Annotated in this window: 18 protein-coding genes; 14 read left to right on the top strand and 4 right to left on the bottom strand. The window is 69.0% G+C overall.

Translation table 11 applies throughout. The features are described from left to right. From G3I17_RS30965 to hutI, 5 genes are all read left to right on the top strand, one after another. Complete coding sequence (locus G3I17_RS30965; RefSeq protein WP_164601168.1) at positions 1-651, top strand: ABC transporter permease; 651 nt, start codon at positions 1-3, stop codon at positions 649-651. 76 nt (positions 652-727) lie between these two features. Beyond that, positions 728-1,654 (top strand): ABC transporter substrate-binding protein, encoded by a 927-nt coding sequence (locus G3I17_RS30960; RefSeq protein WP_203590995.1) that lies wholly within the window; start codon positions 728-730, stop codon positions 1,652-1,654. Positions 1,655-1,730: 76 nt separating this feature from the next. After that, positions 1,731-2,933, top strand: a complete 1,203-nt coding sequence (locus tag G3I17_RS30955) for an allantoate amidohydrolase (protein ID WP_343238474.1) — start codon at positions 1,731-1,733, stop codon at positions 2,931-2,933. Further along, complete coding sequence (locus tag G3I17_RS30950; RefSeq protein ID WP_164601166.1) at positions 2,930-4,240, top strand: formimidoylglutamate deiminase; 1,311 nt, start codon at positions 2,930-2,932, stop codon at positions 4,238-4,240. Before G3I17_RS30955 ends, G3I17_RS30950 begins: the two co-directional genes overlap by 4 nt. Next, positions 4,237-5,400, top strand: coding sequence for an imidazolonepropionase (gene hutI, locus G3I17_RS30945; protein WP_164601165.1), 1,164 nt, complete (start codon positions 4,237-4,239; stop codon positions 5,398-5,400). Before G3I17_RS30950 ends, hutI begins: the two co-directional genes overlap by 4 nt. A 61-nt stretch (positions 5,401-5,461) precedes the next feature. On the opposite strand, the gene G3I17_RS30940 is transcribed toward hutI, so the two are convergent. Next, positions 5,462-6,337 carry a DUF559 domain-containing protein gene (locus G3I17_RS30940; RefSeq protein ID WP_164601164.1) on the bottom strand — a complete coding sequence of 292 codons (876 nt, stop codon included), beginning with the start codon at positions 6,335-6,337 and terminating at the stop codon, positions 5,462-5,464. A 202-nt stretch (positions 6,338-6,539) separates the two neighbouring features. Then, positions 6,540-7,025, bottom strand: coding sequence for a GNAT family N-acetyltransferase (locus G3I17_RS30935; RefSeq protein WP_203590994.1), 486 nt, complete (start codon positions 7,023-7,025; stop codon positions 6,540-6,542). Between the two features lie 229 nt (positions 7,026-7,254). Between G3I17_RS30935 and dnaK the strand changes: the two genes are divergently transcribed. The 5 genes from dnaK to G3I17_RS30910 all read left to right on the top strand — a co-directional run bounded on the left by dnaK (position 7,255) and on the right by G3I17_RS30910 (position 12,275). Beyond that, entirely contained in the window at positions 7,255-9,129 is a 1,875-nt protein-coding gene (gene dnaK, locus G3I17_RS30930; RefSeq protein WP_164601163.1) for a molecular chaperone DnaK, read from the top strand. After that, on the top strand, positions 9,126-9,815 hold the full coding sequence (gene grpE, locus G3I17_RS30925; RefSeq protein ID WP_164601162.1) for a nucleotide exchange factor GrpE: 690 nt from the start codon (positions 9,126-9,128) through the stop codon (positions 9,813-9,815). The genes dnaK and grpE overlap by 4 nt, the downstream gene beginning before the upstream one ends. A 29-nt stretch (positions 9,816-9,844) precedes the next feature. Further along, positions 9,845-11,032 carry a molecular chaperone DnaJ gene (dnaJ, locus tag G3I17_RS30920; protein ID WP_164601161.1) on the top strand — a complete coding sequence of 396 codons (1,188 nt, stop codon included), beginning with the start codon at positions 9,845-9,847 and terminating at the stop codon, positions 11,030-11,032. After that, positions 11,032-11,490, top strand: coding sequence for a helix-turn-helix transcriptional regulator (locus tag G3I17_RS41810; RefSeq protein WP_164601160.1), 459 nt, complete (start codon positions 11,032-11,034; stop codon positions 11,488-11,490). Before dnaJ ends, G3I17_RS41810 begins: the two co-directional genes overlap by 1 nt. A gap of 248 nt (positions 11,491-11,738) precedes the next feature. Continuing rightward, positions 11,739-12,275 carry a GNAT family N-acetyltransferase gene (locus G3I17_RS30910; RefSeq protein ID WP_164601159.1) on the top strand — a complete coding sequence of 179 codons (537 nt, stop codon included), beginning with the start codon at positions 11,739-11,741 and terminating at the stop codon, positions 12,273-12,275. On the opposite strand, the gene G3I17_RS30905 is transcribed toward G3I17_RS30910, so the two are convergent. Both G3I17_RS30905 and G3I17_RS30900 read right to left on the bottom strand, forming a co-directional pair. Further along, positions 12,242-13,426 (bottom strand): glycosyltransferase 87 family protein, encoded by a 1,185-nt coding sequence (locus tag G3I17_RS30905; protein WP_164601158.1) that lies wholly within the window; start codon positions 13,424-13,426, stop codon positions 12,242-12,244. The genes G3I17_RS30910 and G3I17_RS30905 overlap by 34 nt on opposite strands. After that, positions 13,423-14,649, bottom strand: coding sequence for a glycosyltransferase 87 family protein (locus tag G3I17_RS30900; protein ID WP_164601157.1), 1,227 nt, complete (start codon positions 14,647-14,649; stop codon positions 13,423-13,425). Before G3I17_RS30900 ends, G3I17_RS30905 begins: the two co-directional genes overlap by 4 nt. 142 nt (positions 14,650-14,791) lie before the next feature. On the opposite strand from G3I17_RS30900, the gene G3I17_RS42320 reads away from it, so the two are divergent. The 4 genes from G3I17_RS42320 (at position 14,792) to clpB (ending at position 22,077) form a co-directional block, all read left to right on the top strand. Beyond that, complete coding sequence (locus G3I17_RS42320) at positions 14,792-16,663, top strand: sensor histidine kinase (RefSeq protein WP_164601156.1); 1,872 nt, start codon at positions 14,792-14,794, stop codon at positions 16,661-16,663. Beyond that, positions 16,660-18,570, top strand: coding sequence for a sensor histidine kinase (locus G3I17_RS30890; RefSeq protein WP_164601155.1), 1,911 nt, complete (start codon positions 16,660-16,662; stop codon positions 18,568-18,570). Before G3I17_RS42320 ends, G3I17_RS30890 begins: the two co-directional genes overlap by 4 nt. A 59-nt stretch (positions 18,571-18,629) precedes the next feature. Next, complete coding sequence (locus G3I17_RS30885) at positions 18,630-19,277, top strand: response regulator transcription factor (protein ID WP_164601201.1); 648 nt, start codon at positions 18,630-18,632, stop codon at positions 19,275-19,277. 217 nt (positions 19,278-19,494) lie between these two features. Then, the gene (gene clpB / locus G3I17_RS30880) at positions 19,495-22,077 is read left to right on the top strand and encodes an ATP-dependent chaperone ClpB (RefSeq protein WP_164601154.1); all 2,583 of its coding nucleotides are present in this window, start codon (positions 19,495-19,497) and stop codon (positions 22,075-22,077) included. Positions 22,078-22,279 lie beyond the last annotated feature (202 nt).

Raw genomic sequence — 22,279 nt, 5'->3', positions numbered from 1 at the left:
ATGCTCGAGTACCTCTTCGACTCCTTCAACTGGTCCGGTCCGGAAGGGATCACCGCCCGGATCATCCAGCACATCGGGTACACCTTCGCCGCCCTCGGCCTGGCCACGCTGATCGCGCTGCCGATCGGACTGCGGATCGGGCACACCCGGCGCGGCGCGTTCCTGGCGATCAACATCGGCAACGCGGCCCGCGCGCTGCCCAGCCTCGGGCTGTTGATGATCGCGGTGCTGCTGACCAACCAGATCGGCTTCCTGCCGGTCCTGATCGCCCTGGTCGCGCTCGGCATCCCGCCGATCCTGACCTCGACGTACGCCGGGCTGTCGGGTGTCGATCCGGCCACGATCGACGCGGCGCGCGGGATGGGGATGACCGGCCGGGAGATCCTGACCAAGGTGGAGATCCCGATCGCGCTGCCGCTGATCATCTCCGGCCTGCGCGCCGCCACCCTGCAGATCGTCTCCACCGCCACGATCGCCGCGCTCGTCTCGCTCGGCGGCCTGGGCCGGTACGTCGTGGACGGGCTGAAGCTGCGCGACTTCCCGCAGATGTTCAGCGGGGCGCTGCTGGTGGCCCTGCTCGCGATCCTGCTGGACCTGCTGTTCGCGCTGGCCGGCCGGATCACCGTTTCCAAAGGACTGCGGGCCGACTGATGGCCGGAATCCATCCGTCGACCTGGAACACCGCCGGCGTCTGCCGGTATCCATCGAACTCCTGGAGGCTCCCGTGTTGAGATCCACACTCATCCGTACTGCGATCGCCGGGGTCGTAGTGCTCGGCCTGGCCGCCTGTGGGAGTGGGGGCGATCCGCTGTCCGGTGGCGACGCGGGCAGCTCGCCCGCTCCGAGCGAGGTGAAGAGCATCACCGTCGGCTCGGCGGACTTCTCCGAGAGCCAGTTGCTGGCCGAGATCTACGGCCAGGCGCTGGCGGCGAAGGGCGTCGAGGTCAAGTACCAGCAGAACATCGGTAACCGCGAGACCTACATGGCGGCCATCAAGGACGGCTCGGTGCACCTGCTGCCGGAGTACACCGGCGCGGCGCTGGACTACTTCAAGAAGGGCGCCACCGAGACCGAGGACGACGCGGCGTACAACGCGCTGAAGGCGGCCCTGCCGGCCGGGCTCGAGGTGCTGGACAAGTCGCCGGCCGCCGACGAGGACACCATCGTGGTGAACAAGGCGACCGCCGACAAGTACAGCCTGAAGTCACTGGCCGACCTGAAGGCGCACTCCAAGGAGATGGTGGCCGGCGGCAGCTCGGAGTTCAAGGTCCGCGAGGCCGGGCTGAAGGGGCTGAAGGAGAAGTACGGCGTCGAGTTCAAGGAGTACAAGACGCTGGACGCGGCCGGCCTGCTGAGCACCAAGGCGCTGCAGACCAACCAGATCCAGGTGTCGAACTTCTTCACCACCCAGTCGGCGATCAAGGACAACGGCTGGGTCCAGCTGGAGGACCCGGAGAACATCCTGCCGCCGAACAACATCGTTCCGCTGATCCGGACCGACCACAAGGGCGCCAACATCACCGACACACTGAACGCGGTGTCGGCCAAGCTCACCACCGAGGCGCTGACCGAGCTGGTCAAGCGGATCGACGTCGGCAAGGAGGCCGCGAAGGCGGTCGCCACCGACTGGCTGAGCAAGAACCCGCTGTCCTGAGCACTGGGGGTCGCCGGGGCAGGCCACTAGGTCGTCCCGGCGGCCCCTTGTCATGTCTTGTCGATGAGGAGTTTGCGTGACGTCGTTCGAGCAGTTGTGGGCCGACCTTGCCGCGATCGGGAAAGACCCTTCGAGCGGCGGGTACCACCGGGGTGGCTGGACGCCGACCGAGCGCGAGGCGACCGGGTGGTTTCTGGACCAGTGCGCGAGCCGCGGGCTGAGCGTCGAGTCGGACGGCATCGGCAACCTGGTCGCCTGGTGGGAGCCGAGCGCGCAGACGGAGGGCACGCCGGGTGTGGTGACCGGGAGCCATCTCGACTCGGTCATCGACGGCGGTGCCTTCGACGGGCCGCTCGGCGTCGTCTCGGCGCTGTCGGCCGTGGATCGCTTGCGGGCCGAGGGATTCGTGCCGTCGGTACCGATCGGGGTCGGCGCGTTCGTCGAGGAGGAGGGCTCACGCTTCGGGATGCCCTGTCTCGGCTCGCGGATCGCCACCGGCGTGCTCACGCCTGAGAAGGCACTGGCCCTGCAGGACCGTTCCGGCGTCACCCTGTACGACGCGCTGGCGCGGGTCGAGGCCGATCCGGACCGGGTCGGGCCTTCGTCGCTGCTCGCCCGGATGGGCACCTTCGTCGAGTTGCACGTGGAGCAGGGGCGGGCGCTCACGGCTCCCGTGGGGGTGGCGAGCTCGATCTGGCCGCACGGGCGGTTCCGGTTCACCTTCACCGGTGAGGCCAACCACGCTGGTACGACGTTGATGGAGGACCGGCACGACCCGATGCTGACGTATGCGATGACCGCGCTGGCGGCGAACAAGCAGGCCCGGCTGGCCGGCGCGCGGGCCACCTTCGGCCGGCTCTCGGTCGAGCCGAACGGGACCAACGCCGTACCGTCGCAGGTGACCGCGTGGCTGGATGCCCGGGCCGCGACCGCCGAGGTGCTCGAATCATTGCTCGCGGCAATCACTCGGCAGGCCACCGAGCGGGCCGAGCGGGACGGGACGACGGTCGAGATGGTGCCGGAGTCGGTCTCGCCGATCGTGGACTTCCAGCCGGGGTTGCGGGACCGGCTGAGCGCAGTACTGGATGGCGCTCCGGTGCTGCCGACCGGGGCGGGGCATGATGCCGGGGTGTTCTCCGACGCGGGCATCCCGACGGCGATGCTCTTCGTGCGTAATCCGACCGGCATCTCGCACTCGCCGGCGGAGCATGCCGAGATGGACGACTGCCTGGCCGGGGTCGAAGCGTTGGCGACGGTGCTGAAGGAGTTGTCTCGGTGACCTCCTACTGGTGCTCTACGGCCTTGCTGTCAACGGGCCTTGCCTCCTCGGTACTGATCTCGGTCGGTGACGGCCGCTTCACGTCGATTGTCGAAGGCGCCGAGCCGGGCGACGCGATACGCCTTGAGGGGTTGGTGATTCCGGGGCTGGCGAACTGCCACAGTCACGCGTTTCACCGGGCGCTGCGCGGTCGCACGCAGACCGAGCGCGGGACGTTCTGGACCTGGCGCGAGCAGATGTACTCCGTGGCGTCGGTGCTCACGCCGGACAGCTACTACCGGCTTGCGCGGGCTGTGTACGGCGAGATGGTGCTGGCCGGGATCACTTCGGTCGGGGAGTTCCACTACCTGCATCATGGGCCGGGCGGGAAGCGGTACGACGATCCGAACGCGATGGGTGAGGCGTTGATCGCGGGGGCGCGGGATGCCGGGCTGCGGATCGCGTTGCTGGACACGTGTTACCTGGCCGGTGGCATCGACCAGCCGCTGAATGACGTGCAGAAACGCTTCAGTGATGGCGATGCCGTCGCTTGGGGTGCTCGGGTCGGGCAGCTTCGTGGCGCGGATGACGTGGTGATCGGGGCGGCGGCGCATTCGGTGCGCGGGGTGCCGTCCGAGCAGTTGGGTTCCGTGGCAACGTTATTGCCTGAGGCCCCTTTGCATGTCCACTTGTCTGAGCAGGTCGCGGAGAACGAGGCCTGTCTGGCGGCGTACGGGCGAACGCCTTCGCAGGTGCTCGACGAGACAGGGTTCCTGGGTCCACGGACGAGCGCGGTCCATGCGACCCATCTGACGCCGGTGGATGTCGGGCTGCTCGGGAGTACCGGGACGTTCTCGTGTTTCTGCCCGACCACCGAGCGGGATCTTGCCGACGGCATCGGTCCGTCGGTGGCGTTGCGGGACGCGGGATCGCCGCTGACGTTGGGATCCGACAGTCACGCGGTGGTGGATCTCTTCGAAGAGATGCGGGCGGTCGAGCTGGACGAGCGGCTCGCTTCGCAGGAGCGCGGGCACTGGTCGGCTTCGGAGTTGCTCACTGCCGCGACCGTGACCGGGCATCGGTCGATCGGCTTTGCCGATGCTGGAGTGATCGAGGTTGGCGCGCGAGCGGATCTGGTCTGCTTGCGCCTGGACAGCCCGCGCACGGCGGGAACCGGTGGGTCGGTGGAGACCGCGGTCTTCGCGGCGTCGGCGGCCGATGTCACCGACGTGGTCGCGAACGGAGTACAAGTTGTGGCCGAGGGCAATCATGTGAAGCTGGCGGTCGGTGCGGAGCTGGCCGCCTCGATCGAAGCGGTGACGCGATGAGCTCACTCCTGCTGACCGGGATCGGTTCGCTGGTGACCAACGATCCGGCGCACGGCGGGCCGCTCGGTGAGGTGCACGACGCGGCGCTGGTGATCGAGGGCGGCAAGATCGCCTGGGTGGGCTCGCGTCGCGCTGCGCCCGCCGCGGACAGCTCGGCCGACTGTGGTGACCGCGCGGTCATCCCCGGCTTCGTCGACTCGCACTCGCACCTGGTCTTCGCCGGGGATCGCGCCGAGGAGTTCGCGGCGCGGATGAGCGGGCAGCCGTACAGCGCCGGTGGCATCCGTACGACGGTCGCCGCGACGCGGGCCGCCGCCGACGAGCAGTTGACCGCGAACGTGGCTCGCCTGGTGGCCGAGATGCGTCGCCAGGGGACCACGACGGTGGAGATCAAGTCGGGCTACGGGCTGACCGTCGGCGACGAGGCCCGGTCGCTGGCGATCGCTTCCGGCTTCACCGACGAGACGACGTACCTGGGTGCGCATGTGGTGGCGCCGGAGTTCGCCGACGATCCGGGTGGTTATGTCGACCTGGTGACCGGACCGATGCTGACGGCGGCGGCCAAGCACGCGAAGTGGGTGGACGTCTTCGTCGAGCGGGGTGCCTTCGACGCCGACCAGGCTCGCGCCATCCTGCGAGCGGGTCAGGCTGCTGGGTTGTCGGCCCGCGTCCACGCGAACCAGCTCGGCGAGGGGCCCGGCGTACAGGTCGCTTGCGAGGTCGGCGCCGCGGCCGCCGACCACTGCACCTTCCTCACGGACGCAGACGTCGACGCCTTGGCCTCGGCCGGAGTTGTCGCGGGCCTGCTCCCGGCGATCGAGTTCTCCACCCGCTCGCCGTACCCCGACGCCCGCCGCCTCCTCGCCGCCGGCGTGACCGTGGCCCTGGCCACCGACTGCAACCCCGGCTCCGGCTACTCCTCATCGATGCCGTTCTGCATCGCCCTGGCCGTCCGCGAGATGCACATGACCCCCGCCGAAGCTCTCTGGTCAGCCACCGCCGGCGGAGCCGCAGCCCTCCGCCGCACCGACATCGGCCGCCTCACGGTAGGCGCCCGAGCCGACCTGGCCGTCCTGGACGCCCCCTCCTACCTCCACCTCGCCTACCGCCCCGGCGTCCCCCTGGTCCGCCAAACCTTCGTGGCCGGCCGTCCGGTCTAGCCCCGGCGCCCCACCACACACCAAGCCCCACTCCCGGGAGCTCCCCCGCTCAGCTCCTGCGTCAGGCAGCCCGCAGCTGGGAGTTGGTGTGTGGTGGGGCGCCGGTCATCGCCGTGATGGAGGCGATGACCCAGTCCCGGTCGTACATGACGTCTTCCCAGCTGAAGCGGAGGATCGTCCAGCCGCGGATCGCGAGGTTCACCCCGCGGTGGCAGTCCTTGACCAGTTGCGAGCGCGAGTTGTGGTGCTCGAATCCGTCGGCCTCCAGGCCAATCATCGCGGCTCGGTGTCCGAGGTCCAGGCGGGCGGAGAAGGACCCGTCCCGGACGACGACCTGTGGCTCGAAGCCGCCGATACCAGCCTCGATCAGGATCGCCCGTAGGGCTGACTCCAGCACTGACTCGGCCCGTCCATCAGCGAGGGCGACGACCCGCTGGATCCTTCGGCGATGCGGCCCGCGAAGCCGTGCGGCTGCCTCGGAGAGTTCGTCCTGGTCCACGATCTCCAGGTGCAGGGCGGAGTCAGCGACGGCGAGCGCCTCTGCCAGCGGAAGTGCTCTGATGCAGTCCAGCACGGTCCGGACGGGGACGGTGACGTCGTCCATGGCCGGCGCATCGGCCCAGTGCAGAACGCACTTCTCCTGCGTGACGCGCCGCGCCCGGCCGGGCGGCAGGGTGATGTGGGGCCGCACTGGTTCCTTGAGCACCTTGATGCCCCAGTGCTGCGCGGCGCTCAGGTAGGAGACGATTCCTCCATAGCTTCTGGCGGCGGCGAGGGCTGCCGGTGCTTTCGGAACGGCATACACGCCCTTGGCCGTTCGCCGGATCTGACCGGCGAGCAGTGCGTTGCGGATGCTCCGGCCGGAGACCACGGCGCGCAACTCGGCGAAGGTCGCGCTCCCGCCTCGCCCTGACAGCACCTCGACCACTTCCGGCATGGCTTCATTCTGGCGAGTTCCGGGCAACTGCGAAGCCGGTTATCCACAGCCCCGGACCGCCACCACACAGCAACGCCCGTGGGTGCCGTGTTCCGGCGTCGCCGTGAGCCTGTCCGGGCGGATGGCGGTGAGGTTGGTGTGTGGTGGCGGTCCGGGCGGCATGACCCACACCGAATCAGGGGTCTTCTGGCGTGCGGAGGGGCTAGTCGGCCAGTTCCTTGGAGAGCATGGCGCTGGTGGTGCCGTTGGGGCGGCGGAGTTTGCCTACCTCTACGAAGCCGCGGGTGGCGTGGAAGGCCAGGGAGGCGGTGTCCGGAGGGTCGGACTGGACTCGGCCGACCAGGCGGTCGAAGGGCTTGGCGGCGCGTTCGACGGCGCGGTAGACCGAGGTGGCGACGCCTGTGCGGCGGTGCGCCTCGGCGACGACGATGCGGTCGAGGTGCAGGAAGCGGTCGGCGTAGGTGGAGACGAACCACTGGAAGTCGAGGGAGTCATGGGCGGAGCCGGGCGCGAAGGTGAGGACGAAGGCGGCGATCTCGCCCTCGATCTCCACCACGGCGGCATGGGCGGCGATCAGCCGGAGCCAGTCCAGCCGGTCGGGGCCCAGCGGGTCCGTCTGCTCGACGGCGGCGGCATTCAGGGCGAGCACGGCCGGTTCGTCGGCTGACGTCATGGGGCGGAGTTTCACGAGCACACCTTCCCACGCGGGGACCCTTCCGCGGCAGGGGTCTGATCAGGGCTTCACCGGGCCCGAACCCTGAAATTCCGGGGCCGGGGTTGGGAATGACCCAGGGGTGGTGCAATGTTGAGCCAGGTGAACTCAAGTCTGCGGATCTGGACCCCGGTCCGATTTGAATCCGGACCAGCCGGGAGGCAGACTTGAGTCTGTATCACTCAACTTCGTGGAGGTAACACACATGGCCCGCGCGGTCGGTATCGATCTCGGTACGACGAACTCCGTCATCGCCGTACTGGAAGGTGGCGAGCCCACCGTCATCCCCAACGCCGAGGGAGCGCGTACGACGCCCTCGGTCGTGGCCTTCGCCAAGAACGGCGAGGTCCTGGTCGGCGAGGTGGCCAAGCGCCAGGCCACCACGAACGTCGACCGCACGATCCGTTCGGTCAAGCGCCACATGGGCGAGGACTGGAACGTCTCGATCGACGGCAAGAAGTTCACCCCGCAGCAGATCAGCGCCTTCGTGCTGCAGAAGCTGAAGCGGGACGCCGAGGCGTACCTCGGGGAGCAGGTCACGGACGCGGTCATCACCGTGCCGGCCTACTTCTCCGACGCGCAGCGCCAGGCGACCAAGGAGGCCGGCGAGATCGCCGGCCTGAACGTGCACCGGATCGTCAACGAGCCCACCGCGGCGGCGCTGGCGTACGGGCTGGACAAGGGCACCGAGCAGACCATCCTGGTCTTCGACCTCGGTGGCGGCACCTTCGACGTGTCGCTGCTGGAGATCGGCGACGGCGTCTTCGAGGTGAAGGCCACCAGCGGTGACAACCACCTGGGTGGTGACGACTGGGACATGCGGATCGTCGAGTGGCTGGTGAAGCAGTTCAAGAACAAGAACGGCACCGACCTGGCCGGCGACAAGATGGCCATGCAGCGGCTGCAGGAGGCCGCGGAGAAGGCCAAGATCGAGCTCTCCAGCGCCGCCGAGACGAGCATCCACCTGCCGTACCTGAGTCTGACCGACTCCGGTCCGCTGCACCTGGAGGAGAAGCTCTCCCGGGCCGAGTTCCAGAAGCTCACCAACGACCTGCTCGAGCGCGCCCGCGCGCCGTTCAAGGCCGTCATCAAGGACGCCGGCGTGGACGTGTCGAAGGTCGACCACGTCATCCTCGTCGGTGGCTCCACCCGGATGCCCGCGGTGGCCGAGCTGGTCAAGGAACTGACCGGTGGCAAGGACCCGAACAAGGGCGTCAACCCGGACGAGGTCGTCGCCGTCGGCGCCAGCCTGCAGGCCGGTGTCCTGAAGGGTGAGGTCAAGGACGTCCTGCTGCTCGACGTGACCCCGCTGAGCCTGGGCATCGAGACCAAGGGCGGCGTCTTCACCAAGATCATCGAGCGGAACACGACGATCCCGACCAAGGGTTCGGAGATCTTCACCACCGCCGAGGACAACCAGCCGTCGGTGATGATCCAGGTCTACCAGGGCGAGCGCGAGATGGCCCGCGACAACAAGTCGCTCGGTAACTTCGAGCTGACCGGCCTGCCGCCGGCGCCGCGCAACGTGCCGCAGATCGAGGTCACCTTCGACATCGACGCGAACGGCATCGTGCACGTCAACGCCAAGGACCTGGCCACCGGCAAGGAGCAGCGGATGACGGTCACCGGTGGCTCCGCGCTGCCGAAGACCGATATCGACCAGATGGTCCGCGACGCCGAGCAGTACGCCGAGGAGGACCGGCTGCGCCGCGAGGCCGTGGAGTCCCGCAACCAGTCGGAGGGCTTGGTCTACCAGACCGAGAAGTTCCTGCAGGAGAACGAGGACAAGATCCCCGACGACGTCAAGACCGAGGTCAAGGACGGCGTCGCGGAGCTGAAGAAGGCGCTCGAGGGCACCGACGACGAGGCGATCAAGGCCGCGTCGGAGAAGCTGTCCCAGTCCAGCCAGAAGATGGGTGCCGCGATGTACGCGAACGCCCAGGCGGCCGGCGGCTCCGACGAGAACGCCTCGTCGTCCGGCGACAGCAACGCGAACAGCAACGACGATGACGGTGTCGTCGACGCGGAGATCGTCGACGAGGAGCGCCCGCAGGACAAGAAGCCTGAGGACGACAAGTGACCGATCGGGACCCAGGTAGCGAGTTCGGCGACGGCGAGCCAGTCGTCCGGGACAAGCGCCGGATCGACCCGGAGACCGGCAACCTGCGGGAGTCCGCCGAGCAATCGGCGGCCCCCGCGGGTGGCGCGGCAGCAGGCATGCCCGGTACGCCGGGCGCCCAGCCGCCGCGCGAGCCGTCCGACCTGATCGGCGGCCCGTCGGCCCAGGAAGCCCTGCTGACCGAGGCGCTCGCCGAGCGTACGAGCGACCTGCAGCGACTGCAGGCGGAGTACGTGAACTACAAGCGCCGCGTCGACCGGGACCGGGAGGCGAACCGCGAGCACGTCATCGGGTCGGTGCTGACCGAGCTGCTGCAGACGCTCGACGACATCGGCCGGGCCCGCGAGGCGGGTGAGCTCGAGGGTGCCTTCAAGGCAGTCGCCGAGTCTGTCGAGCGGGTCACCGAGAAGCTCGGCCTCACGAAGTACGGCGAGGTCGGGGACACCTTCGACCCGCGGATCCACGAGGCGCTGCTGCACAACTATTCCGACGAGGTCGACGGTCCGACCGCGACGCTGGTGATGCAGCCGGGCTACCGCCTCGGCGAGCGGATCCTGCGCGCAGCGCGGGTCGCCGTCTCGGAACCGACCGAGCAGCTCCCGGCCGACCAGGCCGGGTCCGGCGAGGCCGAGAAGTCCACGGAGTAAGGCATTCTCCCCGAGGAGGTGAGGCGTCGATGAGTACGAAAGACTGGCTGGAGAAGGACTTCTACAAGGTTCTCGGCGTCTCCAAGACGGCTGAGCAGGACGAGATCAAGAAGTCGTACCGCAAGCTGGCGCGTAAGTTCCACCCGGACTCCAACGCCGGGGACCCGTCGGCCGAGGCCAAGTTCAAGGAGGTCTCCGAGGCGTACGACGTCGTCGGGGACGCCAAGAAGCGCAAGGAGTACGACGAGGCACGCCGGCTGTTCGGCAGTGGTGGCTTCCGGATGCCGGGCAGCGGCGGGGCGCAGGGTGGACAGGGGTTCGGCTTCGACGTCGGCGACCTGTTCAACCGGTCCGGCCAGACCACCGGCGGTGGCAGTGGCGGTGGTGGTCTCGGCGACATCCTGGGCGGCATGTTCGGTGGTGGTGGCCGCTCGACGACCACCACCTCGACGGCCCGTCCGCGGCGTGGCGCCGATATCGAGACCGAGGCGACGATCGAGTTCGCCGAGGCCGTCAACGGTGTCACCGTCGCACTCCGGATGACCAGCGACGAGCCCTGCAAGACGTGCCGCGGGACGGGCGCGAAGTACGGGACCGTGCCGAAGGTCTGCCTGAAGTGCGAAGGCACGGGGATGCAGACCTCGGTCCAGGGTGGCGTCTTCGCGATGACCGAGCCGTGCACCGAGTGCAAGGGTCGTGGCCTGGTCGTCGACCAGCCCTGCGAGACCTGCCACGGCTCCGGCCGCGGCCAGTCGAGCAAGACCATGCAGGTCCGCATCCCCGCGGGCGTGCAGGACGGGCAGCGGATCCGGCTCAAGGGCAAGGGTGCCGCCGGCGAGCGAGGTGGCCCCTCGGGCGACCTCTACGTCAGCGTGCACGTCAAGGCACACCGGATCTTCGGCCGGCAGGGTGAGCACCTGACCCTGCCGGTGCCGGTGAGCTTCACCGAGGCCGCGCTGGGCGCCGAGATCAAGGTCCCGACGCTCGACGGCCTGCCCGTCACGGTCCGGATCCCGGCCGGTACCGCGAACGGCAGCAAGTTGCGCGTTCGCGGCAAGGGTTCGACCAGGCGGGACGGGTCGAAGGGCGACCTGTTGCTCACCATCGAGGTCCAGGTGCCGCACGAGCTGACCGACGAGCAGCGCGAGAAGCTGCAGGAGTACAGCACGGCGTCGGCACAGACTGATCTGCGCGCCGGGTTGTTCGGGAGTTCCTGATGGGTATCCCGTTCAGCCAGGTGCCGACCTGGGACGACCGCACCCCGATCTACGTCATCTCGGTGGCGGCCCAGCTGGCCGGCATGCACCCGCAGACGTTGCGGCAGTACGACCGGCTCGGGCTCGTGACGCCGAGCCGGGCGAGCGGACGCGGGCGGCGCTACTCGGCGTACGACGTGGCCAGGCTGCGCTATGTGCAGCACCTCTCGCAGGATGAGGGGGTGAACCTGGCGGGGATCCGGCACATCCTCGACCTCCAGTCGGAGGTCGAGGACCTGCGCCACCGGGCGAGCCAGCTCCTCGCCGAGGTCCAGCGTGGCGTCGGCGTTTCCCGCCAGCAGACCCAGCGCAGCCGGGTCTTCTCGGCGGGCCCCGCCGGCGACGTGACCGCGATGGGTCGCCAGCAGACCACCACCCGCTGGATCCGTACCCAGCCGCTGGAGCTGGGCCCGCGTTAGTGCCTTGGGCACTAGTGGTGTGTCGCTAGTACTTCCGGAAGCCCCCACCCCCGCGGGGCTTCCGGTTCGGCCGGTGGCTTCACCCCCTGAAGTCACCGGTGCCCGGAGTCACCGCATCCCCCCAGGTGGCTCCGGCCCTGGCCGGAGCCTGTCTCACCCCCAGACGGCTCCGGCCGAAGCCCCCGGACCTACCCCGGTCCGGGGGCTTCCTGCTGTCGGCGTTCTAGGTGACCGCCTACGCTGGCGAGGTGACGCTCACCTTGCAGACCGACCGGTTGCTGATCCGGGACTGGGAAGAAGACGATGCCGACGCCGCGCTGGAGATCTACGGCTCGGCCGATGTGGCTCAGTGGTTGTCGCCGGCGATCGACAAGGTCACCGATGCCGCGACCATGCGGGTCATCCTGCAGGCCTGGATCGAGGCCCAGCCGAACTTCGTCGTACCGGCCAGGCGATGGGCCGTGACCCGCAAGGACGACGGCGAGGTGGTCGGCGGGTTGCTGATCCGCCTGCTGCCGCCGTACGAGGAGGACCTGGAGATCGGCTGGCAGTTGCGGCCGACCGCCTGGGGCAACGGGTTCGCGAGCGAGGCGAGCCGTGCGCTGATGACGTGGGCGTTCGCCGAGGGCTCGACCGACGAGCTGTTCGCGGTCGCCCGGCCGAACAACAAGCGCGCCATCGCTACCTCGGTCCGGCTGGGGATGGAGTGGGTCGGGGAGACCGACAAGTACTACGACCTGAACCTCCAGGTTTACCGGATCCGCGCCTCCGAGTTCAAAGCCTGAGCCTGCTGGCTCCGGTCGTGCCGGAAGGTCCCTGACAGGGCCGCTGTGGTGAGGAATGCCAGGCCCAGTACGACGTAGCCGGCACCGAAGAACTGTTCGGGCCAGGACCAGTGGCGGCCCTCCGGGTCCAGCATGGTGTGTGGGCCGAGCGTGAAGACGATCGTTGCCGCGAGCATCCACCAGTGGCGGTGATGCCAGAAGTAGAGGGCAGCGGGAGCGATCCACACCCAGTGGTGCGACCAGGTGATCGGTGACGCGAGCAAGCCCCAGGTGGCGATGGCCAGCAGCGCCAGGACGTCGTCACCTGCCGCGCGCGCCCGGCGAGCGACCACGGCAGCCAGTACGCCGGTAGCCGCCACCAACCCGAGCCACAGGAGCGACTGGATCGGGCCGTCGGCCATCACGCGGCTCAGGAACGCCTGGACGTTCTGGTTGTAGGCGTAGGTCACGCCGCCGATCCGGCTGGGGTCGAACAGCACTCCGAACCAGTACTTCGCGGAGTCGGCCGGGGCGAGCGCGAATCCCACCACGGCCAGGCCGGCGAAGGTCGCCACGGCGACAGCCGCCTCGCGGTACTGACGGCGTACCAGGAAATAGACCACGAACACAGCGGGCGTGAGCTTGATCGCCGCGGCGAGACCGACCAGGGCGCCGCGGGGCCAGCGGGTCTTGGGCAGCAGGCAGTCCAGTGCCACCAGAGCCATCAGCATGAGGTTGATCTGGCCGAAGCCGATCGTCGACCGGATCGGTTCGAACGCGAAGGCCGCGACAGTCGCGGTCAGACCGAGCACGATGGCCGCCTTGTTCCACCCACGCAGCCGGGAGGCGACCACGAGCAGGGTCGCCGTCAGCGCCGCCGCGCTGCCCACACACACCGCCAGATCGGCCAGCGGCATCGGCAGTAGGTGCAGTGGGACGAAGAACACCGCGGCGAGCGGCGGGTAGGTGAAGGGCAGTGCTACCCAGGGTACGAGCTGCCCGAAGCCTTCCGAGTAGAGGCTGATGTCGTGGAGCCAGGCGTAGCCACCGGTTCGGTAGACGTTCAGATCGACGTTGCCGGACCAGCTGAAGTAGAGCAGCGGGGTGAGAGCGACCGCCAGCCACAGGAACTGTAGGCGGCGGCGCATTAGTCCGTCGTAGACCGCTTTCATCGGAGCACCTTCGCTGAATCGGAACTCTTGGCAGTCGAGCCGGCGATGATCAAACCCGTTGCCAGGAAGGCGATCGCGGCGATCCCGTACGAGTTTCCGACCAGGGCCTGCGGGAAGGTGTGGTGGAATTCCTGGTCGTGCGCCCACGGGGCCATCCATGGCAGCCCGATCAGGAAGACGACCGTCCAGGCGGCGGCGAAGGCCTTCAGCGCGTTGCTCCGAGCGGCCCAGGACCAGACCACGGCGACGGCGGGGAGCGCCCAGACCCAGTGGTTCGACCAGGAGATCGGCGAGACCAGCAGCCCGGTGATGCCGGTGGCAACGATCGCGTCCAGCGGTCGCCCGGCGGCGTACAGGCGGCGGGCGGTCATCAGGCCGGCACTGCCGATGACGACTGCGGCGAGCAACCAGAGCGGGCCGGTCATGCTGGAGTTCTCGAGCAGCCGGGCCAACGTGCCGCGCACTGACTGGTTGCTGATGTAGTGCGCCGGGCCCGGGCGGCCCGGGTCGAAGATGTAGCGGGTCCAGAAGTCCACTGTCGGGCCGGGCATGACGAGGTAGCCCAGCAGCAGCGTGCCGGCGGTCGCCGCCGACGCGACGGCTGCCTCCCGGAAGCGCTTGGTCACCAGCAGGAAGACGATGAAGATGCCCGGCGTCAGTTTGATGCCGGTGGCAACACCGATCAGTACGCCGCGGAACCGCCGGGGCGTGTGGCCGAGCAGGTCGGTCATCAGCAGGGCCAGCAGGACCAGGTTGATCTGGCCCATCCCGAACGTGGAGCGGACGGGCTCGAGGGCGATCCCCAGCGTCCCGAAGGCCAGCCCGGCGGCCAGAACCCGGTTCCTCGACCACTGCGGGCGGACCGCACGGACGGTGACCAGACCGATCACCATCACCGAGATGGCCGACAGTACAGTGATCAGCAGCCGGGCGAAATGCTCGCCGATCGCCAGCGGGGCCATGATCATCGCCGCGAACGGCGGGTAGGTGAAGCCGAGGCCCATCCCCGGGTACTTGTGATGGATCGTGTAGATGTCCTCGCCGTCGACGAAGCCCTTGGCCGCCGCGTAGTACACGCGCAGGTCGGACATCGTGGACGACGGGGGCCAGATCGCCAGGCAGAGGGCGATGATCGCGGCAGCTGCCAGCCCGACGGCGGCAAGGGTGAATCCGGGCGACAGATTCCGGGTTTTCACCGGCTCGAGAACGGAACTCTTGGTCATGATTCGACCCTCGCCGCCGGACCAGGGCCGGCACATCGCCGTCAAGAGCCCTCCTGGGTCACTGCAACGGATGACCAATCGCAATGGGTCATCACTCCAAAGAGTGACGGCCCGGACCCTTCCGAAGTCGCAGAATGAACAGGTGAGTGGACACAGCACGCCTGCCGTCGCCTCCGCCGCGGGCGCGCGCTCCGGTGGGCTTCGGGGCGTCCGCCCGGAGGTCTTCGACTGGGTGCTCGGAGCCGTTGCGACGGCCTTGTGCGCCGTCGACCTGTTCGTGCTCGGGCGGGACGATCCGTGGGGGATCGCCAACCGCTGGGTGCTGGTCGTCATCGGGCTCGCGCCCGCAACGCTCGCAGTACGCCGTCGCTGGCCGTTCCTGCCCGCACCCGCGCTGGCCCTTGCCGCCATCCTGGCCTATCCGGTAGCCGGCCGGTCCTGGGTGCTGATCGCCTTCCTGGCGGTAGCCCTCTGCCTCCTGGCTGCCACCCACCCACCCCTGTACGCCGCCGCGGTGGGCGCGCTCGCTGTCGCCCTCCCCACGGCTGTTGCCTTGATCAACTGGTTCCGGCTGACCACGCTGGCAGCCAAGTTCCCCGGGATCGAGTGGGCCGGGTGGTCGCTCCCCGGCTACCCGCAGTACCGGATCCCCGCGTTCGCCGATCCACTCGAGTGGTCGGCGTCCGTCTGGCTCTATCCGCTACTGATCGGCGCTTGGTTGCTCGGCGTCGCCTGGAAGCACCTCGACGCGGGTCCGACGATGCTGCAGGCGATCCAACGGTTCTTCACCGATCCGGCCAACCGGCTCTGGCTGGACGGGCTGCTGGCCGCCGCCCTGGTCGCGGCCATGGTCTACGACATCACCGCCAACAGGAGCCTCGGGACCGAGTGGGCCTGGGCCGGCGCCCGGCAGTGGCTGCTCCTGTTCGCTTGCGCCGCGCCGGCCTCGCTCACCCTGCGGCGGGTGATCCCGGAGATCCCGTGCGTGGTCCTCGGCCTCGCCGGGCTCCTCAGCTATCCGGTGACGCAGACTCACTTTGTACTGACGCCGGCTCTCGCCGTGGCGCTCTACTCGCTCGGGGTCTGGCGGCCCTGGCCACGGTCGCTGGCAGTGGCGGCGAGCGGTCTCGCAGCCCTGCCGCTGCTCGGCTGGCTGATCGGGGGCAAGCCGATCGTCCGGTTGGTCACTGTCATCGGCAACCTCGATGAAGAGGAGCCGTCGATGCTGCGGGCCTGGCCGGTCTGGCTGTCGGCGATCATGCTGGCGGCCTGGGCCGTGGGTCTGCTGGTCCGGCTGGCCCGGGAGAACCGGCTGGCGGCGGTGCGCGAGTCCGAGCTGGTCAAGCAGAACCAGCAGCGCGAGCAGGTCCAGGTACTGCTCGAAGGCCGCTCGCAGATTGCGCGCGACCTGCATGATGTCGTCGCCCACCACGTGAACCTCATCGTGATCCAGGCCGAGACCGGGCCCGATCTGGTCCAGCGCGACGAACGGGACGTACTGCAAGGGTTCCAGCGCATCGGCGACGCCGGCCGCAAGGCGCTGGGCGAGCTCGACCGGATGCTGTCGGCTCTCCGCGACGCGCACGGTGTCCCCGACCCGTCGTTGACACCCCAACCGGGCCTGAAGGATCTGCAGCAGCTCACCGATGGCCTGTCCGAGCAGGGACTGCCCGTCTCGCTGGAGCTGCGGGGCGACCTCGCGCAGATTCCCGACGGGGTCCAGCTGACGGCGTACCGGCTGGTACAGGAGGCGCTGACCAACGTGGTCAAGCACGCGCGAGCGAGCGCAGTACGGGTGCTGGTCGACGTGAGCTCCGGCGGCGTCGGCGTGTGGATCACCGACGACGGCCAGGGCTTCGACCAGAACAGCCCACCCGACGGCCGGCACGGCCTGACCGGCATGCGCGAACGCGTTCGCGTCCACGAGGGCACCCTCACCATCAGCTCCCACCCAGGCGCCGGTACGGCGATCAGCGCCCATCTCCCGTACGCCGAAGAACAGGCCAACGCATGATCGCCAGGATCCGCAAGCTGCTCGCCAACCGGATCACGGACGTGGTGCTGGCCGTCCTAGGCCTGGCGATCACCCAGGTGTGGATCTACGCCCAGCCGGCGGCCTGGCCGAACGCTCCGGTCGTCCTGGTGGCCGTGGTCGCGCTCGCACCTGCCCTGATCGCCTTCCGCCGGGTCGTACCGGTGGTGGCTTCCGTCGGTCTGGTCGGCGCGGCCTACGTGGCGCTCCTGCTGGGACCGGTCGACTGGGTCCTCCTGGTAGGCGCCGCGCTGGCCGTCTGGGCGCTGCCGAGGCGGTGCCATCCCGTCACGGTCCTGGCCACTCTGGCTGTGGTGACGGGTCTGCCGCTGCTGGTCAACGTCGTGTGGATCAACCTCGTGGAGTGGCTCTACGTCGATCAGGATGTGCGGCACGACAACCCTGGGCTCAGCCTGATGGGGATCACCGAGCGCCGGTACGACCAACTGGTGAACGGGGGCTGGTATTGGTGGCAGTCGCTGGCCCTGCTGCTGGTCGGTCTGATGGCCATCGCTGTCTGGCTCCAGCGGCGGCCATCGAGACCGGTCCGGGGCCCGGAGGAGCTGACCCGCTTCCTCACGGCACGCGAGAACGCCGTGGCTCTCGATGTGCTGCTCGCCGCGATGGTGACGCAGGCGATCCTGGTAGAGCTCTGGCGTGACCAGTTCTGGGGGAACTGGTGGACTGCGCCAGGCTGGATGCCTTATGTCATTGCGTATTCGGGCCTCACGCTCGTACTGCGACGTAGGTGGCCGGCTTTGCCGGTCGCGGTCCTCGCCTGCTGTGCGCTGCTGAGCTATTGGCAGACGTCGACGAGCTGGAGTGTGCTGACGGCGTTCTCGATCGCGCTCTTCACCTTGGCGATGGATCGGTCGTTGCGGTTCTCGTTGCCGGTAGCAACTGTTCCGCTGGTCGCGCTGCCGGTGATCGCCGAACTCGTGCGCTACTCGCAGCTGGTGCTGGTCTTCCCGGCCCTGAAGTTGCAGCCGCTGGAGTTCGGCTTCAGTGGCGGCGGACTCCACAACTTCGCCTACGAGAAGATCGTGGACCGGCAGTGGCCGGCGACGTTGTCGCTGATCCTGGCTCTGCCGGTCTGTGTCGGCATCCTCGCGCGGGTCTACCGGCGCTACCGGGTGGCGGCCGCACGAGAGGCTGCGCTGGAGAAGCTGACCGCCGAGCAGGATGCGGCCAAGGTGGTGCTGACCGAGCGGTCGCACATCGCGCGCGACCTGCACGACGTCGTCGCCCACGCGGTGAACCTGATGGTGATCCAGGCTGAGACCGGCCCCGATCTGCTGCTTCGCGGCGATCGCGACGTACTGGACGGCTTCCAGCGGATCGGGGACGCGGGACGGCGGGCGCTCGGCGAGCTGGACCGCTTGCTGTCGGCACTCCGCGACGCAGACGGGGTCCCGGATCCGCAGCTGACCCCGCAGCCCGGGCTCGCGGAGCTACGGCAGCTGACCGAGGTGGTGTCGCACGAACGACTGACGGTCGGGCTGGAGGTACGGGGTGATCCGGGCCGCTCGCCGACCGGGCACCAGCTGACGGCGTACCGGCTGGTGCAGGAGGCGTTGACGAACGTCGCGCGGCACGCCAAGGCGACGAGCGCGATGGTCGTGGTGGAGGTCGACGAGTTTGGCATTGTGGTGCAGGTGACGGACGACGGGGTTGGGTTCGATCTGGACGCGGCGCGCAGTGCCGGGCGGCACGGGCTGGCCGGGATGCGGGAGCGGGTGCGGATCCACTCCGGCCGGCTGGACATCAGGACCGCGCCGGGCGAAGGGACGACGATCAGTGCGCGCCTCCCGGTCAGCGGGGCCGCGGCCTCGGTGAGTGCGGCGGACGGTGCGGCCGAAGACGCGGCCGACGGTGAGGCGGGCCGGTGAGCGGCGACGGGGGTGAGTCGATCGTGAGCGCTGCCCGGGTGAGCGCGCCGATCAAGGTGATGGTGGTGGACGACCAGGATCTGGTCCGGGACGGGATCGCGATGATCCTGGACGGGCAGCCGGATATCGAGGTGGTGGCGCAGGCCATCGACGGTGCGGATGCGATCCGGCAGGCGGCTGCCGTGCTTGATCTGGGCGTCGTGCTGATGGATGTCCGGATGCCGGTGATGGACGGGATCGAGGCGACCCGGCGGCTGGCCGCGCAGGTGAATGCGCCGCGGGTGCTGATCCTGACCACGTTCGACCTCGACGAATACGTGTACGACGCGCTGCGGGCCGGCGCGAGCGGTTTCCTGCTGAAGCGGTCGTCGCGGGACGAGCTGATCAACGCCGTCCGGGTGATCGCGGCCGGCGAGGCGCTGCTCGCGCCGCCGGTGACCCGGCGCCTGATCGACCGTTTCGCCGACAGCCGGCTCGATCCGGCCGTGGCGGCCCGCCTCGACGTCCTGACCGCGCGCGAGCGCGAGGTCCTCGTACTGGTTGCCAAAGGCAACTCAAATGCCGAGATCGCGGCCGAGCTGCACCTGACCGAGCACACCGTGAAGACGCATGTCAGCCGGATGCTCGCCAAGACCGGCCTGCGCGACCGGGTCCAGGCGGTGATCCTCGCCTACGACGCGGGCCTGGTGACCGCAGGCCAACGCTGACCCTGAGCTGCGCTCCTCCCGGAGGCCTTGGTGATCTCCTGCCCGAATTGTCGGTGGCGTCGGGCACGCTGGGTGATGGCCGGCCACTTGCTGTCATCGATCCGAGGGGAATCCCTGACTTATCCCCAGGTTTCATCAGAGTTGAGTGGAATGGACTCAAGTTTGGATAAGTTGTCTCTAGTAGGACTTGTTACTGAGCTTGAAAGGCTGGAACCAGATGGATGTTCAGCGGTTGACGACGCTGGCCCGGGAAACCCTGTCGGTCGCGATCCGCCAGACCTCCGCGGCGGGCAACCCGACCGTGGAGCCGATCCACTTGTTGTCGGCGCTGCTCGCGCAACCCGAGGGGACCACGGTGGGTCTCCTGGAGGCTGCCGGCGGCGACCTCGACGCAGTACGCCGCCGCACGGCGGAGCAGTTGTCACGCTTGCCCAAGGCGAGCGGCGGAAGCGTGCAAGCGCCAAGCCTGTCGCCGAGGACGAGCGACGTGCTCAACCAGGCGGAGCAGCGCGCGCTGGGGCTGGGAGACGAGTTCGTCTCCACCGAGCACCTGCTGATCTCGCTGGCGACCGTCGAGGGGGTGGCGCAGACCGCGCTCGGGGTGACCGCCGACGCGCTACTGCAGGCGTTCGACGGGATGCGCGGCAATCGGCGGATCACCTCGCCGGAGGCCGAGGGGACCACGAAGACGCTGGAGAAGTACGGCGTCGACCTGACCGAGCGCGCCCGCGACGGCAAGCTCGACCCGGTGATCGGGCGCGACTCGGAGATCCGGCGCGTGGTCCAGGTGCTGTCCCGGCGGACCAAGAACAACCCGGTGCTCATCGGTGAGCCCGGCGTCGGCAAGACGGCCGTCGTCGAGGGGCTCGCGCAACGGATCGTGGCGGGTGACGTGCCGGAGTCCCTTCGGGGTCGCCGGCTGATCAGCCTCGACCTCGGCGCGATGGTCGCGGGCGCGAAGTACCGGGGTGAGTTCGAGGAGCGGCTGAAGGCCGTGCTGACCGAGATCAAGGAGTCGGACGGCCAGGTCATCACGTTCATCGACGAACTGCACACGGTCGTCGGCGCGGGCGCCACCGGCGAGGGCGCGATGGACGCCGGCAACATGCTGAAGCCGATGCTGGCCCGCGGCGAGCTGCGGATGATCGGCGCGACGACTCTGGATGAGTACAGGACTCGCATCGAGAAGGACCCGGCGCTGGAGCGACGGTTCCAGCAGGTGTTCGTGGGCGAGCCCTCGGTCGAGGACTCGATCGCGATCCTGCGTGGCCTGAAGGAGCGCTACGAGGCGCACCACAAGGTCGCCATCTCCGACAGCGCGCTGGTCGCGGCCGCCACGCTGTCGAACCGCTACATCTCCGGCCGGCAGCTGCCCGACAAGGCGATCGACCTGGTCGACGAGGCCGCGTCCCGGCTGCGGATGGAGATCGACTCCTCGCCGGTCGAGATCGACTCGCTGCGGCGGACGGTCGACCGGTTGAAGATGGAGGAGCTCGCGCTGTCGCGCGAGGAGGACGCCTCGTCGCAGGACCGGCTGGCCCGGTTGCGCGCCGACCTCGCGGATCGCGAGGAGGAGCTGCGTGCGCTGGAAGTCCGCTGGGAGAAGGAGAAGTCCGGCCTGAACCGGGTCGGCGAGATCAAAGAACGGATCGACGACCTGCGCGGCCAGGCCGAGCGCGCCCAGCGTGACGGCGAGCTTCAGCGTGCCTCGGAGATCCTGTACGGCGAGATCCCCGAGCTGACCAAGGAGCTCGAGGCCGCCGCGGCGGAGCCCGCCGCATCGGAGGCGCCGGACGCGATGGTCAACGAGGAGGTCGGGCCGACCGAGATCGCCGAGGTGATCGCGATGTGGACCGGCATCCCGACCGGCCGGCTGCTCGAGGGCGAGACCGGCAAGCTGCTCCGGATGGAGGACGAGCTGGGTCGCCGGCTGATCGGCCAGCGCGAGGCGGTCAAGGCCGTCAGCGACGCCGTCCGCCGGGCCCGTGCGGGCATCTCCGACCCGGAGCGGCCGACTGGTTCGTTCCTGTTCCTCGGTCCGACGGGTGTGGGTAAGACGGAGCTGGCCAAGGCGCTGGCCGACTTCCTCTTCGACGACGAGCGGGCGATGGTCCGGATCGACATGTCGGAGTACGGGGAGAAGCACAGCGTCTCCCGGCTCGTCGGTGCCCCGCCCGGCTATGTGGGCTACGAGGAAGGCGGTCAGCTGACCGAGGCGGTCCGCCGCCGGCCGTACTCGGTGATCCTGCTGGACGAGGTGGAGAAGGCGCATCCCGAGGTCTTCGACATCCTGCTGCAGGTGCTCGACGACGGCCGGCTGACCGACGGCCAGGGTCGTACGGTCGACTTCCGCAACGTCATCCTGGTGCTGACCAGCAACCTCGGCTCGGCGTACCTGGCCGACCTGTCGACCGATGACGCCACGAAGCGCGACCAGGTGATGAACGTGGTCCGGCAGGCGTTCAAGCCGGAGTTCATCAACCGGCTGGACGAGATCGTCCTGTTCGACGCCCTCGGCAGCGAGGAGCTGACCAAGATCGTCGGCCTCCAGATCGCCGCCCTCCAAAAGCGCCTCACCGACCGCCGAATCACCCTGGAGGTAGGCGAAGACGCGATGGAATGGCTGGCCATGACCGGCTACGACCCGGTCTACGGCGCCCGCCCCCTCCGCCGCCTGGTCCAATCCGCCATCGGCGACGAACTGGCCCGAGGCCTGCTGGCCGGCACCATCCGAGACGGCGACAAAATCCACGTCCGCCTAAGCGAAGCCAAAGACACCCTAGAAGTCACCCCCGCCTAACCCCACCCCACGGCCCGGCCCCGGATTCCCCAATCCGGGGCCGCGCTGTACCCCCTCCACCCCAGCCCTGGCCCCCAATCCGGGCTGCGCCGCGCCCCCTCCACCCCCAGCCCCGCATCCCCCAATACGGCTGCGCCGTGCCCCCTCCGCCCCGGCTCCGGATCCCGCAATACGGCTGCGCCGTGCCCCCTCCGCCCCGGCT

The organism is Streptomyces sp. SID13031 (assembly GCF_010548305.1).
Classification (GTDB): Bacteria; Actinomycetota; Actinomycetes; order Propionibacteriales; family Kribbellaceae; genus Kribbella.
This window is presented reverse-complemented; position numbering and strand designations above follow the sequence as displayed.